The 641-nt window shown below is 44.1% G+C and carries 1 pseudogene; it reads left to right on the top strand.

Going from position 1 to position 641, the window contains the following annotated elements:
• A pseudogene (locus ACFILO_RS09670) lies at positions 1–525 on the top strand (phage portal protein); the annotation flags it as partial.
• Positions 526–641 lie beyond the last annotated feature (116 nt).

Here is a 641-nt window from a genome sequence, read left to right as displayed (position 1 = left end):
TTGGTACGGATATCTGGTGAGGAGAATGCGCAATATATTCCATTGACGCGTGAAGAAGTAACGAGTGTCGAGTATGACATTGTTGTTGATGATGCGCCAACCAGCCCGAATGAGAAAGAGCGCACCTTCGGTATCATCACACAACTGCTTCCATTGCTTCAAAATGCGATTACGCCGGATATTATGCTTGATCTACTTCGTTATTCTCCATTGCCTGCGTCATTACTCAATCGTGTGAGTGAGAAGTTCCAACAGCAACAAATGGCACAACAACAGCAGATGGACCCCGAGCAGGAAATGAAGTTGCAGGAAAAGCAACAAGACTTAGAGACGAAAGCACAGATGCATCAGATGGATTTGCAACAAAAGCAGATTGATCTGTTTGTGCATCAAGAGAGAGCAAAAACAGACGCGGAACTGATGAAGCAACGCTATGAGATTGAACGGCAGAAGCTTCTCAATACTCAGGCACACAATCAGATCATGCGAGAGCGAATAGCATTACACAGAGGTATGCATAGTTGAGAGAGGTGAAAGAATGAATGCAGAAATGAATGAAGCTAGGAATGAAGATTACAGAGTTGGAGCACCGGTCTTTGATGATGAGAGCTCTTTTGATGCTGGCACTTATGATGGTGAAA

The sequence above is a fragment of the Bartonella sp. AP72JLCBS genome (assembly GCF_042195705.1).
Lineage (GTDB): Bacteria > Pseudomonadota > Alphaproteobacteria > Rhizobiales > Rhizobiaceae > Bartonella.
This window is presented reverse-complemented; position numbering and strand designations above follow the sequence as displayed.